At 67.8% G+C, this 15,876-nt stretch carries 11 protein-coding genes; 4 read left to right on the forward strand and 7 right to left on the reverse strand.

Features of this window, described 5'->3' with window-relative positions; all coding sequences use genetic code 11:
- Nucleotides 1–6 precede the first annotated feature (6 nt).
- Nucleotides 7–1,101: a sugar ABC transporter substrate-binding protein gene (locus tag QFZ27_RS34460; protein ID WP_429231060.1), complete on the reverse strand. Its 1,095-nt coding sequence runs from the start codon at nt 1,099–1,101 to the stop codon at nt 7–9.
- Between the two features lie 113 nt (nt 1,102–1,214).
- Between QFZ27_RS34460 and QFZ27_RS34465 the strand changes: the two genes are divergently transcribed.
- The 3 genes from QFZ27_RS34465 (at nt 1,215) to QFZ27_RS34475 (ending at nt 4,288) form a co-directional block, all read left to right on the forward strand.
- Nucleotides 1,215–2,231: a LacI family DNA-binding transcriptional regulator gene (locus QFZ27_RS34465; RefSeq protein WP_429231062.1), complete on the forward strand. Its 1,017-nt coding sequence runs from the start codon at nt 1,215–1,217 to the stop codon at nt 2,229–2,231.
- An 18-nt stretch (nt 2,232–2,249) separates the two neighbouring features.
- Nucleotides 2,250–3,317, forward strand: a complete 1,068-nt coding sequence (locus QFZ27_RS34470) for a glycerol dehydrogenase (RefSeq protein WP_429231064.1) — start codon at nt 2,250–2,252, stop codon at nt 3,315–3,317.
- Between the two features lie 218 nt (nt 3,318–3,535).
- Nucleotides 3,536–4,288, forward strand: a complete 753-nt coding sequence (locus QFZ27_RS34475) for an SDR family NAD(P)-dependent oxidoreductase (RefSeq protein ID WP_429231066.1) — start codon at nt 3,536–3,538, stop codon at nt 4,286–4,288.
- Nucleotides 4,289–4,371: 83 nt separating this feature from the next.
- On the opposite strand, the gene QFZ27_RS34480 is transcribed toward QFZ27_RS34475, so the two are convergent.
- The 6 genes from QFZ27_RS34480 to QFZ27_RS34505 all read right to left on the reverse strand — a co-directional run bounded on the left by QFZ27_RS34480 (nt 4,372) and on the right by QFZ27_RS34505 (nt 14,605).
- Nucleotides 4,372–6,486, reverse strand: coding sequence for a beta-galactosidase (locus tag QFZ27_RS34480; protein WP_429231068.1), 2,115 nt, complete (start codon nt 6,484–6,486; stop codon nt 4,372–4,374).
- A gap of 88 nt (nt 6,487–6,574) precedes the next feature.
- Nucleotides 6,575–8,323 (reverse strand): ABC transporter ATP-binding protein, encoded by a 1,749-nt coding sequence (locus QFZ27_RS34485; RefSeq protein WP_429231070.1) that lies wholly within the window; start codon nt 8,321–8,323, stop codon nt 6,575–6,577.
- Between the two features lie 11 nt (nt 8,324–8,334).
- Entirely contained in the window at nt 8,335–9,510 is a 1,176-nt protein-coding gene (locus QFZ27_RS34490; RefSeq protein ID WP_429231072.1) for an ABC transporter permease, read from the reverse strand.
- Nucleotides 9,510–10,496, reverse strand: coding sequence for an ABC transporter permease (locus QFZ27_RS34495; protein ID WP_429231074.1), 987 nt, complete (start codon nt 10,494–10,496; stop codon nt 9,510–9,512). The genes QFZ27_RS34490 and QFZ27_RS34495 overlap by 1 nt, the downstream gene beginning before the upstream one ends.
- Before the next feature lie 24 nt (nt 10,497–10,520).
- The gene (locus tag QFZ27_RS34500) at nt 10,521–12,629 is read right to left on the reverse strand and encodes an alpha-amylase family protein (RefSeq protein WP_429231076.1); all 2,109 of its coding nucleotides are present in this window, start codon (nt 12,627–12,629) and stop codon (nt 10,521–10,523) included.
- A gap of 47 nt (nt 12,630–12,676) precedes the next feature.
- Entirely contained in the window at nt 12,677–14,605 is a 1,929-nt protein-coding gene (locus QFZ27_RS34505) for an ABC transporter substrate-binding protein (RefSeq protein WP_429231078.1), read from the reverse strand.
- 247 nt (nt 14,606–14,852) lie between these two features.
- Between QFZ27_RS34505 and QFZ27_RS34510 the strand changes: the two genes are divergently transcribed.
- Entirely contained in the window at nt 14,853–15,869 is a 1,017-nt protein-coding gene (locus tag QFZ27_RS34510; protein WP_429231080.1) for a LacI family DNA-binding transcriptional regulator, read from the forward strand.
- Nucleotides 15,870–15,876: the final 7 nt, after the last annotated feature.

Raw genomic sequence — 15,876 nt, forward strand, 5'->3', positions numbered from 1 at the left:
CCTCCGTCAGCCCGGACGGACCTGGCCGGTGACCCGGCCCCATAGGTCGGCGTAGTCGATCTTCGGCTCGGATTCGATGTTCGACTTGTAGAAGGCCTCGACGTTCTCCTTCGTCACCACGATGCCCTGGCCGTAGAACTCGCGGTGCTCCTTCGGCTCCTTGGCCGGGTCGAACTTGCCGAGCGAGGCGGCGTAGGGGATGGCCAGGCCCATGCTGCCCTGCCAGTAGGGGTCGGAGGACACGGTCGCGGCGAACTCGCCGGTCTTCACGCCCTCGACCGCCGCCTTGATGCCGTCGATGCCGGTGACCGGCACCTTGCCGGCCAGCCCCTCGGACCGCAGCGCCTCGAGCGCGCCGACAGCCATGTCGTCATTGGCGGCCCAGATGCCCTTGATCTCGTCGCCGAACCGGGTCAGCCAGGCGGCGACCACGTCATAGGCCTTGGTCGACTGCCAGTCGGCGACCTGGAAGTCGAGCAGCTTCACGTCCGGATGGGCCGCAACCACCTTGTCCAGCCCGGCCTTGCGGGCGATCGCCACGGTGTTGGAGATGATGCCGCCCAGCGCCAGGATGCCGCCCTTGCCGCCGATCGACTTCACCAGCGCCTCACCGGTCTCGGCGCCGTAGCGCTCGCCGTCGAAGGTGACGAAGGCCACGTAGTACGGGTTGTGGTCCCAGGGGTGCAGGTCGGCCGGCTTGTTCCACTGCGACATGACATAGACCTTGGCGGCGGCGCAGGCCTCGACGATCGGCGTCGCGTCGGCCGAGTCGTTCGGGTCCAGGTTCAGCACCATGTTGCCGCCGGTCTTGGCCAGGATCGCCCGGATGTCAGCCAGCCCCTTCTCGCTGTCGCCCTCGGTCACCAGCGTGACCAGCTCGAGCCCGACCGATTTGGCGTAGGTCTCGGCGCCCTGCTTCCAGGCCGCGTGGTAGGGGTTGGACAGGGACCGGATCGAGGTCACCAAGGTCGGCTTGTCGGCGGCGAAGCCGCGGCGGACGAAGCCGGCGGGCGCGGCGAGGCCGACGCCGATCGCCGCGGCGCCCTTCAGCGCGCCCCGCCGGGTCAGAGACATGGAAAACGGAATGCGTCCATCCTTCATGATCGTCTCTCCCTGATATATTTTTGCGTTGACTAGCTATGCACTAGGTGTGACTAGCTATGCATCGACCGGTTCCGCCGTCAATTGGAAAACGTCGTATCTATGGAGCCGCGATGACGCGACCGAAGAAATACGCCTCCTCCACCGACGTGGCGCGGCTGGCGGGGGTGTCGCAATCGGCGGTGTCGCGCACCTACAAGCCAGGCGCCAGCGTGTCGGAGGAAACCCGGGCCAAGGTGCTGGCGGCAGCGCAGGAGCTCGACTACCGGCCCAGCCTGATCCCGCAGATCATGCTGACCCAGCGCTCGCACCTGGTCGCGATCGTCATCGGCGGCATGTACAACCCGTTTTACGCCGCGGTGCTGGAGCAGTTCACCAGCCGGCTGCAGGCCGGCGGCTGGCAGGTGCTGCTGCTGCATGTCGACAGCGGTCATTCGCTCGACGCGGCGATCCCGCGCCTGGCCAGCTACCGGGTCGACGCGATCGTCAGCGCGCTGGCAGTGCTGGCGCCGGACACGGCGGAGGCGCTGGCCCGGTTCCGGATCCCGGTGATCTCCTTCAACACGCCGGCACAGAACGACTTCCTGTCCTCGGTCTGCTGCGACAACACTGGCGCGGCGCGGGCGGCGGCGGATCTGTTCGTGGCCCGCGGCGCCCGGCGCTTCGGCTATATCGCCGGCCCGGCCGACAGCCCCGCGAACCAGGACCGGCTCGGTGGCTTCCGCGATCGGCTGCGCGAGCTGGGCCTGCCCGAGCCCGACGTGATCGGCGGCCATTTCCGGTACGAAGGCGGCTACGCCTCGGCGCTGCAGATGTGCGCCGGCCCGGACCGCCCGGATGCGATCTTCTGCGCCAACGACCTGGTGGCGATCGGCGCCATCGACGCGCTGCGCCGCGACCTTGGCCTCGCAGTGCCGGACGACGTCATGATCGCCGGCTTCGACGACATCCCGGCCGCGGGCTATGCCGGCTACGACCTGACCACCTTCGTGCATGACGGCGCGCGCATGGTCGACGAGTCGCTGAAGATCCTGCGCGCTGCCACCGCCGCCCCGCCCGAGCCGCATGAGCACCGGATCGTGGTGCCGGCGATGCTGATCGAGCGTGGCACCACGGCGCGGCGTGCCTGAACCGAAGAGGAGACGACCATGATCATCGGCGCCCGCTTCCCCGGCCGCTATCTGCAGGGCCCCGGCATCGTCGCCCGGCTGGGGGCGGAGCTGGCCGGCTTCGGCGACCGGGCCGTCATCGTGCTCGACCGCGGCGTGTACGACCTGCTGGCTGGCACGCTGCGCGGCGCCTGCGACGGGCATCTGACGGTCGAGCTGATCCGCCATGGCGGCGAATGCTCGAAGGAGGAGATCGCGGCGGTGGCCGCTTCCGCCCGCTCCGCCGGCGCCCGGGTGGTGCTCGGCGTCGGCGGCGGCAAGGCGCTGGACACCGCCAAGGCGGCGGCGCATGAGGCCGGCGCCGCCTGCGTGGTGATGCCGACCATCGCCGCCTCGGACGCGCCCTGCAGCGCACTGGCCGTGGTCTACAAGCCGGACGGGTCGGTCGATCACGACTACTTCCTGCCGCGCAACCCGGACCTGGTGATCGTCGACACCGAGATCGTCGCCAGGGCCCCGGCCCGCTTCCTGGCCGCCGGCATCGGCGACGCGCTGGCGACATATTACGAGGCCGAGGCCTGCCGCCGCAGCGGCGCGCTGAACTGCCTGGGCGTCCGCGGCGTGCCGCTGGCCTATGAGATCGCCCGGCTGTGCCGCGACACGGTGTTCGAGTTCGGCGTCGCGGCCCTGGCGGAATGCGACGCCAAGGTCCCGGGCCCGGCCTTCGAGCGGATCATCGAGGCCAACATCCTGCTGAGCGGCCTCGGCTTCGAATCCGGCGGCGTCGCCGGCGCCCACGCCATCCATCACGGCCTGTCGGAGCTGGAGGAGGTCCACCACCACCTGCATGGCGAGAAGGTCGCGATCGGCGTGCTGGCCGAGCTGAAGCTTCAGGGCGTGCCAGAGGCGGAGTACCGCCGGGTGCGCGACTTCTGCGCCGCGGTGCGGCTGCCGACCCGGCTGCGCGACATCGGCATCATCGACGCCACCGAGGCCAAGCTGCGGATCGTGGCCGAGCGCGCCTGCCGCCCCGGCGAGATCATGCACAACGAGGCCACGCCGATGACCGCCGAGATGGTGGTCCGCGTCCTGCGCGAGCTGGTGTGAACACAAGGGAGGAAGCCCCTTCCCCCTGTTGTCATTGCCCGGCTTGACCGGGCAATCCAGGGGCCACAGGCACCGCTCTCGATGGCCCCTGGATCCTCGGGTCAAGCCCGAGGATGACAACGAGGGAACGTCGCCAGAGCGGCCATGACCTGCAAGGGAATGGCTTTTGCCGCGTCATCTGTCTGATTGAACCGATCGACGACCAACCGGAGACCATCGTGGACGAAATCAACGCAACCTTCCGGCCGGACCTCTTCGCCGGCAAACGCGTGCTGGTGTCCGGCGCGTCCAGCGGCATCGGCCTGGCCGTAGCCCGCGGCTTCCGCGATGTCGGGGCCGAGGTGACCGCCACCGGCAGCTCGGAGGCCAAGCTTGCGGCGGCGCGGGCCGACGGCCGTAACGACGGCATCCGCTTCGCCACGCTGGACGTGCGCGACCCGGCGGCGATCGCCGCCTTCGTCGGCGCCTTGCCCGGCCTCGACATCCTGGTCAACGCCGCCGGCATCGCCCGGCCGGAGGCGGAGTTCACCGAGGCCACCTATCTCGAGGTGATCGAGGTCAACCTGCACAGCGTCATGCGCCTGTCGATGGCGGCGCGGCTGCATCTGGCGGCCAGCCGCGGCAGCATCATCAACTTCGCGTCGATGCTGAGCTACCTGGCCGATCCCAGCGTCCCTGCCTATGGCGCCAGCAAGACCGGCGTGGTCGGGCTGACCCGGCATCTGGCCCATGCCTTCGGGCCGGAGGGCATCCGGGTCAACGCCATCTCGCCCGGCTACCACCGCACCGACATGACCAGGCCGCTGTGGTCGGACCCGGAGGCGGCGGCGCGGATCGCCGCCCGCTCGGCGCTGAAGCGCTGGGGCGAGGCCGAGGACCTTGTCGGCACCGCCCTGTTCCTCGCCTCCCCCGCCGCCGCCTTCCTGACCGGCGCCGACATCCCGGTCGACGGCGGCTACGTGACCGGCTGAGCCCAAGGCTCCGCTGGCTGCAGGAGCGCATCCTTGACCGTCCACCGTGTCGAGGCAGGCCTCCGTAGCACTCCGATTTGCAATTAGACGAGCCGGACCACCAGAGCGTCTCGTGGCGGGAGCACCACTTCGCCATCCCTGAACCGGGCGCTTTCGGCCGCCCAATGAGTCTCGCCGAAACGGAGCGTCCCGTACCGGCTTGCGAGCGTGACCGTCGAACGCTGGGTCTCACGCGTCGGGTTCACCACCCAGAGCATCTTGCCCGCTTCGCCCTCATGCAGCCTGGCCTGAATCGCGCTGTTCGAGAGCCGGACATGCTGCTCTCTGCCGGTCCAGATGAAGACGTCGGCAAAGTAGCTCCGGTTCGCCTCGCCCGAGGTCTTGAAGTAGCCGATTCCCGGATGAGCGCCGACCAGCAGGGTCCGCCCGCGACCATGGGTGTGCTCGACCATCGCAAGCCGCCCGTCGGCGAACCGGCCGCGCTCGGTCCCGCCCTCCAGCGTGTAGCTCTGCAGGAACCCGCCGCCCGTCACGGTGCGGCCGGCATAGGCGAAGCGGATGCGGTCGCCGATGTCGGGCATGAACTCGACCTCGTGCTCCCGCACCCCGAAGACACGGTCCAACCCGTGGTTCGGCTGCACGATGCCGACCTTGCCGCGGTCACCGAAATAGCCGATGCAGGCCTCGCTGATGAGGGTGCCGCCCGCTTCCACCCAGCGGGCCAGCTTCTGCGCATGTGCCGCCGTCAGCATGATCGGGTACGGCGCGTAGATCGTTTCATAAGCTTCGATGTCGTCGACATGCACCCAGTCCGCCTGGATGCCGTTGTCGAAGAAGCCGCGATAGGCGCCCCACATCGCCTCGGCATAGGTCTCGGGCCGGTGGCGGTGGTTGAGCAGAAGGTCCCAGGCCTGGGCTTCCGGGATGACCAGGAGGCCGATATCACCCTTCACCGGCCGCGCCGCGAACACGTCCTTCTGCTCCGGCGCGTTCGCCCATTTCGCGATCGCGCTCGCCATGTCGGAGCGCGGCGTCCGCGAGCCGTCCATCGCGTAGGAGCCGAAGGCGCCGAACAGCGGCCCGTCGAGCAGCGGCCGCCAGCGCAGGTTGAGGACACCGGTCGCGCCGGCGGCGAAGGAGGTCATCGTCCAGACGCGGATGTCCTCCGGCTCGGCGACGCGGCCATCCTCCTTGTCGCGGCCGAGCACCTGCGGCTGCAGCCAGAGCGGGCCGCCCTGCCGCTCCGCATGCCACCACGGTTTGCCCCGGGATGCCGCCCGCGTGAGGTCCGCTCCATAGAAATTGCGCCAGGGCTGGTTGCCCTTGCGCGCAGGCACCCAGGTCATGCCGTAGATCTCGACCTTCGAGGCCGCCAGCCAATCGTCGCAGCCATTCGCGGCCATGTTGGGAATGGCGCCGGCGATGCCGTGCGCGGCGATCAGGCAGTCCTGGTCGACCGCGCGGATCGTGTCGATGCGCCACTGCATCTGGCCGTAGAAATTGTCCCGCCGGAAGTCGATCCAATCGAGGCCTTCTGGATAGGCGGCGATCTCGGCCGGCGGCTCGATGTCCTCCCATTCGGCATAGGAGTAGCGGTGCCATGCTTGCGCCAGCGTCTCGAGGTCGCCGTATTTCCGCCTCAGCCAGTCGCGGAAGGCGGCCTTGGCGTGATCCGAATAGTCGACATCGGCAGCGTAGTTGACCTCATTCCAGACATCATAGCCGAGCAGCGCCGGATGCCCCTTGTAGCGGGTGGCGAGCGCCGTCAGGAAGGCGCCGGCCGCCTCCTTCACCTCCGGGCAGTTCATGGTCAGCGCCCCTGCCCCGCCGCCATTGTTGGCGAAGCCGCCCACCGCCGCGCTGACGCCCATATTCGAGGTGAGCGGGCGCCCGTCCATCCGGACCTGCCGGGCATGGGCAAATTTGCGGTAGGCCCAATCGGGAACCGTATGGGTCAGCTCGGCAATGATGGTCTTGAGGCCGTTCTCGGCCGCCAGATCCATCTGCCGGTCGTAATCGTCCCAGTCATACACTCCGGGACGGCGCTCGATGACGCTCCACATGAACCAATGGCGGAAGGTATTGAGCCCGTCCTCCGCGGCCGTCCGGTAGTCCCGCTGCCAATCCTCCGGCGGCGGGTTGGACTTGCGGAAATAGACCGCTCCGAAGGGGATCTGCGGGACCTTGTCCGTGGGCATGGGGCGCTCCTCTCGCGCAATACTCGTCCTTCGGCGGGCGCAACCTGCGCCCGCCGCGTCAACCGGCGGCGTGATGATCCCTCGGGCGCTAGCTCGTCTTGCGGGCCAACGCTTCCTCGGGGGTGAATCGGGTGCGGTGCATCATGCGTTTCCGGCGGGGATCGGGGCTTGGCACGGCCGAGATCAGGCTGCGGGTGTAGGGTTCGCGCGGCGTGGTGCAGATCTCCTCGGCCGGGCCCAACTCCACCAGCCGCCCGCGATGCATGACCGCGACCCGGTCGCAGAAATAGCGGACCACCGAGATGTCGTGCGAGATGAAGACGAAGCTCAGGCTCAGCCGCCGCTGCAGCTCGAGCAGCAGGTCGAGGATCTGCGAGCGGATCGAGACGTCGAGCGCCGCCGTCGCCTCGTCGGCGATGACGATGCGCGGGTCGAGCGCGAGGGCGCGGGCGATGCCGATGCGCTGCCGCTGCCCGCCCGAGAAGGCGTGCGGATAGCGCTCCATGGCGAGCGGGTCGAGCCCGACCAGGTCCATGAGCTCGGCGACGCGCTTCGTCAGGGCCGCGCCGCGCGCCGTCCGGCTGACATAGAGCGGGTCGCCGATGATCTGCTTGACCGTCATCCGCGGGTTCAGCGAGGCGAAGGGGTCCTGGAACACCAGCCGCACGTCGCGGTGGAACGCCTTGAGCCCCGGCTTGCCGAGCCCCGTCACCTCCACCGGCCGCCCGTCGCCGTCGACATAGGTGATGCGGCCGGCGCTGGGCTCGATCGTCCGCAGGATCAGCCGGCCGAGCGTGGTCTTGCCCGAGCCGCTCTCGCCGACGATGCCGAGATTTTCTCCCGGGAGGAGATCCAGGCTGACATCGTCCACCGCCGTGACCGCATGGTCGCCGCGGCCATACACCTTCGACACGTTGCGCAGCGACAGCACCGGCGCCGCCTCGACCGGTTCGACGGCCGCCGGCCTCGTCAGCGCGCGCCGGCTGTCCTCCAGCTTCACCGTCGCATTCAGGAGCGCGCGGGTGTAGGGGTGCTGCGGGTCGTGGAAGATGTCGTCGGCGCTGCCGCGCTCGACGATGCGGCCGTAATGCATCACCGCGACCTCGTCGGCGATCTCGGCGACCAGCCCCATGTCGTGCGTGATCAGCAGCATCGCCATGCCGCGGCTGTCCTGCAGCCGTTTGATCAGGTCGAGAATCTCGGCCTGGGTGGTCACGTCCAGCGCGGTCGTGGGCTCGTCGGCGATCAGGATGTCGGGGTCGCAGGCCAGCGCCATGGCGATCATCGCCCGCTGCCGCATGCCGCCGGAAAATTCGAAGGTGTAGCGATCGACCATCCGGTCGGGATGCGGGATCTCGACCTGGCGCAGCAGCTCGATGGCAGCGTCGCGCGCGGCCCGCTTGCCGAGCCGGCGGTGCAGCCGCAGCGCCTCCACGATCTGCGAGCCGATCGTGTGCACGGGCGAAAGCGAGCTCATCGGCTCCTGGAAGACCAGGCCGATCCGCCCGCCCCGGATCTTCAGCAGTTCCGGGCTGCGTTCCTTGAGCCCGGCGATGTCGATCTCGCTACCATCCCTCCGCAGCAGGATGCGGCCACCGGCGATCCGTCCTTTGCGGTCGACGATGCGCAGCAGCGCCCGCGCAGTCACGCTCTTGCCCGAGCCGCTTTCGCCGACGAGGCAGAGCGTCCTGCCGCGCTTCAGCTCGAAGCTGACCTCCCGCGCCGCATGGAGGATATGGGTGCGCAGGTTGAAGTCGAGGCTGAGCCCTTCGACCCGCAGCACCACATCGGCCTTGTCGGCGTCCGCGGCGGGCCGGTCCGCCGTCATCAGTCCCATCGCCGCCCCCATCATGAATCGTAGGGGTCGGCGGCGTCGCGCAGGCCGTCGCCGAGGAAGTTGAAAGCCAGCACCGCCAGCACCACGGCGCCGGCCGGCCAGACCAGAAGCCATGGCGCGCCGGCGATGGTGCGCACGTTCTGCGCCTCCTGCAGCAGCACGCCCCAGGAGACCACCGGCGGCTTCAGCCCGATGCCGAGGAAGGACAGCGCCGTTTCCGCCACGATCATGGTCGGGACCGCGAGCGTCACCACCGCGAGGATGTGGCTGGTGAGCGAGGGCAGGATGTGCCGGAAGATCAGCCGGCGCTCGCCCGACCCGTCCAGCCACGCGGCGGTGACGAAGTCCTCGCCCCGCAGGGCGTAGAACCGGCCGCGCACCTCGCGCGCCAGCCCGGTCCACCCGAACAGCGAGACGATGAGGGTGATGACGAAATAGACCTGGAGCGGCGACCAGGTGAGCGGGATCGCGGCCGCCAGCCCCAGCCAGAGCGGGATGGTCGGCATCGCGCTGATCACCTCGATGATGCGCTGGACAACCATGTCCACCGCCCCGCCGTAGAAGCCGGAGAGACTGCCGAGGGTGACGCCGAGCAGCAGGCTGATGCAGACGCCGATCAGCCCGATCGACATGGAGACACGGGTGCCGTAGATCAGCCGGCTCAGCAGGTCCCGGCCGAGCTTGTCAGTGCCGAGCAGATACATCGTGTCGCCCGGCCGCACCGGACCGATGAGATGCCGGTCCATCGGGATCAGGCCCCACAACCGATAGGCCGGACCCTTCACGAAGAAGCCGATCGGCACGACCTTGGCCTCGTCCGTGACATAGGTGCGGCGGAGCGAGGCCTGGTCCAACTGCATGGAGTAGCCGGTCACATGCGGCAGGAAACGCGAGCCGCCGTCGGGCTCGGCCGCGAAGAACCGGATCTTCTGCGGCGGCGCATTGGTGAATTGCGGCCGCGCGGCATCGGGCAGCGCCGGAGCCAGGAACTCCGCGAAGGCGCCGACGAGATAGAAGATGACGATGACGATCCCCGACGCGACCGCCACCCTGTTGCGGGCGAAGCGCCGCCAGATCAGCGCCCACTGCCCGGCGGCGGCGATCTCGCCCCCGTTGGTCTTTGGCTTCAGCAGGGTGACGGCGGGTGCCGTCTCCGCCGGCCCGTCGATGAAGATGTGCTCGCTCATCAGGTGAACCGGATCCGTGGATCGAGCAGCGCGAGAAGGATGTCGGAGACCAGCATCCCGATCAGCGTCAGCACGCCCATCAGCAGGATGAAGCTGCCGGCCAGGTACATGTCCTGCGAGATCAGGGCCCGGAGCAGCAGCGGCCCGGCCGTCGGCAGGTTGAGCACGATGGCCACGATGGTGGCCCCCGAAATCAGCTCCGGCAGCACCCAGCCGATGGCCGAGACGAAGGGGTTCAGCGCGATGCGCACGGGATAGCGCAGCACCGCGCGGTATTCGGGCAGGCCCTTGGCCTTGGCGGTGATCACATAGGGCTTGTTCAGCTCGTCGCTGAGATTGGCCCGCAGAATCCGGATCAGCGCCGCGGTGCCGTGCGTGCCGATGATGATGATCGGGATCCACAGATGCGCGGCGAGGTCGCCGATCTTGGCCCAGGACCACGGGGCATCGATATATTCGGGCGAGTAAAGCCCGCCGACGCTCTGGCCGAAATACTTGTAGGAGAGATACATCAGCGTCAGCGCCAGGATGAAGTTCGGCACTGCGAGACCGAGAAAGCCGAGGAAGGTGAAGCCGTAGTCGCCGAGCGAATGGCGGCGCATGGCGGAATAGATGCCGATCGGCAGCGAGACGGCCCAGACGAAGAGCAGCGAGGCCAACGAGATCGCCAGCGTCGAGCCCATGCGTTCCCAGATCAGGTCGGCGACCGGCCGGTTCCATTCGAAGGAATAGCCGAAATCGCCGCGGAACAGGATGCCGCTCATCCACTTCCAGTACTGGAGCCAGACGGGATCGTCGAAGCCGTAGATCTCCCTGAGCCGCGCCACCTGCGCCGGATCCACGTTCTGGCCGGAATCCGTCATCATGGCGATCATCGAGGTGAGATAGTCGCCCGGCGGAAGCTGGATGATCAGGAACGCGATGATCGACATCCCGAACAGGGTCGGGACCATGTAGATCAGGCGCTTGATGGCATAGCGCAGCATGTCCGCCCGCGCCTCCTCTCCTGTTCAGGCCCAGGTGATGTGCACGGCCTCGATCAGGTCGATCCCCGGCACTGTCACCGTCACCCGGCCTGCCTCCACCCGCGCCTCCGCCTTCGCCCCGGCCACGAGCAGCCGCGCCTCGGCGAAAGAGCGGCCGGCGGGGATCGCCACCGAAACCTCCTGCCGCCCGACGGGATAGATCTCCCGCGTCGGCCCCTTCATCATCATCGGGTTGGTCAGGTTCTGCAGCGCGACCACGAGCCCATCCTCGCCCTCGCGCAAAGCGACATCCAGCACCGACCGCCCGGTCACCTCGACATCCGGCCGCTTGCCCAGCGCCCATCGGACCGCGTTGGCGATCAGCCGCTGGTGGTCGGCGGCGAGCACCTCCCAGAAGATCCCGCCGATGTTCCAGGGGATGTAGACGGTGCGCCCCCCGCCCGGATGCTGCCGGGCCACCACCGCGGCCCCCTGCGGCGCCTCGCGTGGATAGACTTCCTCCATCGGCAGGTCCGGAAAATCCGGCACGGTGAGGAACGGCACCTCGGCATCGGCCGCAGCCTCTATGGCGGTCAGATGCGTGCCGCCGATGATGCGCGTCGCCCCCCCATAGCCCTCGGCGATCGGATGGCGGCCGTTGACCGCGACATAGCTGTTCTGCACCGGCCCCCGGGACGGCTTCGTCACCGTCACGCCGAGCAGGCCGCCCAGCGCCAGGGTCCCGCGCGGGCGGTTGTTCTCGTCGCGCGTCGAGGTCTCATGGGCCGCGACCACGCTGCCGCCGCGGGCGACATAGGCCTCCAGCGCGGCGCATTGCGCGTCGGACAGGCAGGTCGCGTTGGCCAGGATCACGACCTTGAACCGGTCCAGCCGCTCGGGCGTCATCGCCTGGTCCGACAGCATTTCGAAGGGCAGCTTCTCCTCGACCAGCGCCTGGTAGAAGCCGAGATCGTCGGCCTCCGCCTCCTTGCGCGTCTCCGGCCCGTGGTGCCGCAGGGTGGTGGCCGGGTCCAGGATGGCGATCTCCGCCGCCGGCCGCGTCGCCGACAGGACCGGCTCCAGCGCGGCGTGCAGGCCGAAGCTCTCGACGACCGGCCCGACCCAGCGCTTGTCCGGCACCACGCCGTTGAACTTGGTGAACCACGGCAGCATGCCCTGGACCACGCCGTCGAGCATCCACGACCGGATCTCCGGGCCCGTGGTCACCGCATCCTTCCAACGGTACTTCTCCTCCGGCCCGATCGAGGTGATCAGGACCGCCGGGCGCTCGCGGAAGGTCGCCCGCATCCGCTTGCCGTTGCGGCCGGACATCCAGACCGGCTCGGTGCCGCGCCGGCCCTGGTCGTCGACAACGAGGAAAGGACAGTGCCGTTCGATCAGCTTCAGGTCGAACTCCATCAACGAGACGCTGCCCATGTTGGGGATGAAGCTGGTGTTCGGCTTGATCGCCTTCATCGCCTCGTCCCATTCGATCACGAGGCGGCTCAGCACCGTGCGCCGCCAGGCCGTCCAGGCCAGCCAGGCCGGATCCTCGGGATTGGCGTCGAGCGGCAGGTCGTGGCCGGACGCGTCGCGGAAGTTCCGCCGGCAGGTCTCGCAGTAACAGACGCCGTGCCCCTGCCAGCGATTGGCGAAGATCGCGTCGATGTCGTAGCCGCGCGTGATCTCACGCAGCACGTCCGGCATGAACTTGAAATTATAGTCGCTATAGGCGCAGGTGACCCAGACGCTCGGATAGGCCCAGTGGCGGCGCCGGTTGCCGTCCTTGTCGACCGCGATCCACTCCGGATGGGCATCGGCCGCATCCTGGTGGACGGCATGGGGATCGACCCGCGCCATGACGTGCATGCCGAGGCGCCGGGCACCCTCGACCAGCGTGCCGAAGGGGTCGGTGTCACCCAGATACCGGCTCACATAATGGAACGGCACCTTGGAAGGATAATAGGCGATGTAGCCGCCAGCGCTGAGGCAGGTCGCGTTCGACTTGCTGCGCCGGAACAGGTCGATCCAGAACTCCGGGTCGAAGCGGATGGGATCGTCCTCGGCCAGCGTGAGCTGCGTCCAGCGCGTCGCCGACCTGTACCAGTCGGCTGTCCTCAGGCCTCCGGCCGACGGCGCAACGGTCTGCAGCATGTCTCGCTTCCTGTGTGTCGGTCGAAAGGTGCAACGAAGGGCGCCGGTCAGGCCTTGAAGAACTGCTCCGGCCGCGCGGGACCCGGGGTCGGCCAGCCGAAGGAGTTCGGCATGGTCTTTGGGACGTTCACCATGTTGGTCTTGACGATGCCGTAGCCGTCCGGCGGCAGGCTGACGCCGAAGGTCATGAACAGATCCGCGGCGTTCTCCAGGATCTGCCGCATCAGCGTCTTCTGCTGCTCGGGATCGCCCGTGGCCAGCAGCTTCTTGTAGAGATCCTGCTGCGCCTTGACGTCCGGCGGCGGCTCGACCGCATCGGGATTCTTCGGGTCGAGATAATAGAGCGACCAGGCGGGCGCAAAGAGCGAGTTGGTCGAGAACGGCACGAAGTAGCGGGCATCGAGCATGGCGGCGATGCCGCTGTTCGCCCCGAACTGATGCGCCGTCGCATCGAAGTCGCGCCCGCGGCGCACGCGCGTCTCCCAGAGGGAGCGGTCCATGCTGCGCACCTGGGCGTCGATGCCCACGGCCTGGAACATGGGAACCACCAGTTGGAACATGTCGAGGAAGGTGGTGCGGGTCTGGTCGAGCTCGAAGATGACCGTCAACCGCCGCCCGGACTCGTCGAGCCGATAGCCGTCCCCGTCCTTGTTCGGGACGATCTTGTCCAGCATTGCATTGGCCGCGTCGGGATCGTACTGCGTAAAATCCTTGGCCAGCCGCTCGACATAGAGCGGGTCGCCGGGCCGGATCGAGGCCTGCGCCGGCTCACCCTGCCCGACGAACACGGCGTCGATCAGCGCCTGCCGGTCGACGGAGATCGAGAGTGCCTGGCGGAACTCCTTGGTGTTGAACAGCTTGTTCTTGACCGGATCGGTGTGGTTGAGGTTGAGCTGGAAGACCATCACATTGGCGGCGGTCTCCTTCAGAGTATAGAAGCCGTAGCCGCCCTTCTCCTGGCCGTCGAACAGGACCGGCTTGTTCGCGGGCGTGGCGATGTACTGGTCCATCATGTCGATCTCGCCCTGCAGCACCTTCAGCAGCAGGACTTCGGGATCAGCGACCATCTGATAGACGACGCGGTCGAAATAGGGCAGCTGGGTGCCCTCCGGATCGACCTTGAAGTAATAGGGATTGCGGACCGCCAGCGCCTGCTCGGTGCTCTGCCCCGGCGCCACCATGAACATCCAGGCGTTGAGCGTCGGCCGGCTCGGGTTCTGGAAGAAGGTGTTGTCGTCGGCCAGGCCGATCTCGCGCTGGAACAGCGCGATCCAGCTTTCGAGCCCCCTTTCCTTGGCGAGCTTGTCGGCATCCGGATTGTAGCGGGCGTGAAACTGCTGCAGGTAATGCTTCGGCGTGCGCGTCAGCTGGTCCTGCTGCGCCCAGGCGAGGTTCTGCACGAAGAAGCCGTTGGGCGACGGGAAGACGACCTTGAACGTCGTCTCGTCGATCACCTCGATGCGGGCCGGCTTGCCGTCGGCAAACCACCAGCTGTTGCCGCCGGTGTTGGTGTCCTTGTCGGTGAAGAAGGCGTCGTACCAGAACTGGACATCCTCGGTCGTGAACGGATGCCCATCCGACCATCGGTGGCCCTTGCGCAGGCGGAAGGTGTATTCGGTGGCGTCGGCATTGACGCTCCAGGACTCGGCCGCGTTCTCGACCAGGCCCGACCAGTCTGGATTGAAGCGGACGAGCGGCTCATAGGCCTGATACCGGACCACCATCGACAGCGACCCGCCGCCGACCAGGGCGTGCTTCCAGTCGCCGCCCTGCTGGCCGGCGCGCTCCAGCGGCGTGACGACCAGCGGATTGCCCGGCAGTCGCTGCGCTGCGGGAGGCAGCTTGCCGGCAGCCACCTGGTCCTTCAGGAAGGCTGTTTCCTTGATCTCGGCGGCTCGGACAAATCTGGGCAGCACCAGCGATCCGGCGACGGCGGAACCGGTGGCGATGAAAGCCCTGCGGCTCAATCTCACCATCTTGATTTCCTCCTCCCTGCCCGGCCGGTTATGGAAGTGGCCGTGACAAACGAAGGCTCTCATAAGTCCTTTTGTTAGGTAAAGCGTTATGCCCAAAAAAATCGTCTCTCAGCTTGATCGTTGTCGATGAAGCAACCCACAAGGCCCTGCCTTCCTGGGAAAGATCCGGAAGCAAGTTGAACAAAACCTTTATGTCTCGTTATGTCCCGGTGCTAGAACGGACCGGGGCTGGGACACAGGATCGGCAATGGCCAAGGTCACGCTGGCAATCATCGCGCAACGCACGGGCCTGTCGAAATTCGCGGTATCGCGCTCTCTTGCCGGCAAAAGCGGGGTGTCCGACGAGACGCGTCGCCGCGTGCAGCAGGTGGCGGCGGAACTCGGCTATGCGCGTCCCAGCACCGAGCCGGACTCGCTCACCCTCGGGGTGATCTTCCACGACACCGATCTCATCAACAGCGAGCTGCACCTGCTGATCCAGAACGGCGCCCAGTCGGAGGCCCAAAGACTGGGCTATCGCCTCAACATGAGCTGGACCCATCGGCCCGACGAAATCCAGGCCATCGTGCGGTCGTGCAGCGGCGCCGTTCTGGTCGGACCGCATGGCCGCGAGGGCTTCGCCCGGGCCTATGCGCTGGGCAAGCCGATCGTACGGCAGGGCTGGCTCGAGCCGCTCGAACAGGCCGACCATGTCGGCGGCACCGATCATGAGGCCGGCTCCGCCGTCGCAAACTACCTGGTGACCCTCGGTCACCGCCGCATCGTCTATGTGCACGGGACACCCGGCTACCGCGGGCGTGTCGAGCGCTTCTACGGCGTCCGGGAAGTCCTGGAGAGGCATGCCGACGTGGAGTTCCGGGAGATGAAGTTCGATGCGGACATTCGCTTCACCGAGCACCTGCGCGCCGCGCATGCGGACGGGTTCCACCCGACCGCCTTCTTCTGCGCCCATGACGGGCTCGCGCTGACGGTGATGTCGGAGCTGATGCGGCTCGGCTACCGGATCCCGGAGGACGCCTCGGTCGTCGGCTTCGGGGATTACTCCGCCGCCACCCAGATCTCGCCCCAGCTGACCACCGTCAAGGTCTTCGGCCAGCAGATGGGGGCCGCCTGCGTGCGCCTGCTCGACGACCGGATCAACGGGCGCATCCCGGCCGACATTTCCGTGCGCGTGCAGATCACGGGCCGCATCATCGAGCGCGCGTCCTGCGGTCCGAGAACGACACCCGAGGTGGCAGCCCCGATCGTGCCGGCTGCTTTTTAGTTTTCCG

The sequence above is a fragment of the Inquilinus ginsengisoli genome (genome assembly GCF_050434925.1).
GTDB classification, from domain to species: Bacteria; Pseudomonadota; Alphaproteobacteria; order DSM-16000; family Inquilinaceae; genus Inquilinus; species Inquilinus ginsengisoli_B.

What these genes read in the sequence shown, in the direction of transcription:
- QFZ27_RS34460 (WP_429231060.1), bottom strand. Translation starts at nt 1,101, where the DNA reads ATGAAGGATGGACGCATTCCGTTTTCCATGTCTCTGACCCGGCGGGGC.
- QFZ27_RS34465 (WP_429231062.1), top strand. Translation starts at nt 1,215, where the DNA reads ATGACGCGACCGAAGAAATACGCCTCCTCCACCGACGTGGCGCGGCTG.
- QFZ27_RS34470 (WP_429231064.1), top strand. Translation starts at nt 2,250, where the DNA reads ATGATCATCGGCGCCCGCTTCCCCGGCCGCTATCTGCAGGGCCCCGGC.
- QFZ27_RS34480 (WP_429231068.1), bottom strand. Translation starts at nt 6,486, where the DNA reads ATGCCCACGGACAAGGTCCCGCAGATCCCCTTCGGAGCGGTCTATTTC.
- QFZ27_RS34485 (WP_429231070.1), bottom strand. Translation starts at nt 8,323, where the DNA reads ATGGGACTGATGACGGCGGACCGGCCCGCCGCGGACGCCGACAAGGCC.
- QFZ27_RS34490 (WP_429231072.1), bottom strand. Translation starts at nt 9,510, where the DNA reads ATGAGCGAGCACATCTTCATCGACGGGCCGGCGGAGACGGCACCCGCC.
- QFZ27_RS34495 (WP_429231074.1), bottom strand. Translation starts at nt 10,496, where the DNA reads ATGCTGCGCTATGCCATCAAGCGCCTGATCTACATGGTCCCGACCCTG.
- QFZ27_RS34500 (WP_429231076.1), bottom strand. Translation starts at nt 12,629, where the DNA reads ATGCTGCAGACCGTTGCGCCGTCGGCCGGAGGCCTGAGGACAGCCGAC.
- QFZ27_RS34505 (WP_429231078.1), bottom strand. Translation starts at nt 14,605, where the DNA reads ATGGTGAGATTGAGCCGCAGGGCTTTCATCGCCACCGGTTCCGCCGTC.
- QFZ27_RS34510 (WP_429231080.1), top strand. Translation starts at nt 14,853, where the DNA reads ATGGCCAAGGTCACGCTGGCAATCATCGCGCAACGCACGGGCCTGTCG.